Origin of the sequence: Lentzea aerocolonigenes, assembly GCF_000955955.1 — a bacterium.
Classification (GTDB): Bacteria; Actinomycetota; Actinomycetes; order Mycobacteriales; family Pseudonocardiaceae; genus Lentzea; species Lentzea aerocolonigenes_A.
In genome coordinates, this window is the sequence record NZ_JYJG01000592.1 from 1 (window position 1) to 619 (window position 619).

Sequence of the window (619 nt, forward strand, 5' to 3'; positions counted from 1 at the left end):
GTTCTGGTAGAACGCGTAGGCCAGCTGCTCGCCGAACTTGGGGATCGCGGCGGGCACGTGCTCGCGGGCGAAGTCCACCATCGTGGCCTCGGCTTCCGTGGGCAGCTGCTCCATCACTTTGGCCAGTGCTGCGACGTGCTCGACCGACAACACGCCCTCAGCCGCCGCAGCGGCGGTCACCGGAAGCTCCGGAGCGAGTTCGCTACCGGTCGGCGTCATCCCGCTGCTCAACAGAGACGCGTTCGCGACCCATTGCCGAGCCTCGCGCAGATCCCACCGGACGGCATCACGCAACACCCTCGCCAAATCCTTGTAACCGAATTCAGCGGCTGCCCCACGCCGATCCAGTTCGGCGATCTCCCGCATGACTTCATTGGCGATAACCCGCATCTTCGTCACCTTGCCGACGATGCTGCTCAGCAGCTCGTCGGTGGCACGGAGTCGGGTTTCGCTCACGTGTTCTAATCTACCGCAAGATCACAAAATAAAAGCAGCTCAGCCCGAACACGATCGAGTGAACCCAGCATTGTGGCGATGCGAAGCGAGCCGGATAGGCCTAATGCAAATCAGGGCAGTGGTGATGACGTGCCCAGCCCGGCGATTGGGGCTTGACTTTGAG

The 619-nt window shown here is 62.2% G+C and carries 1 protein-coding gene; it reads right to left on the minus strand.

Annotation, left to right across the window (positions count from 1 at the left end; all coding sequences use genetic code 11):
- Positions 1–456: DUF222 domain-containing protein (locus UK23_RS47680; RefSeq protein ID WP_045318496.1), on the minus strand; the 456-nt coding region annotated here is incomplete at its 3' end.
- Between the last annotated feature and the right edge of the window lie 163 nt (positions 457–619).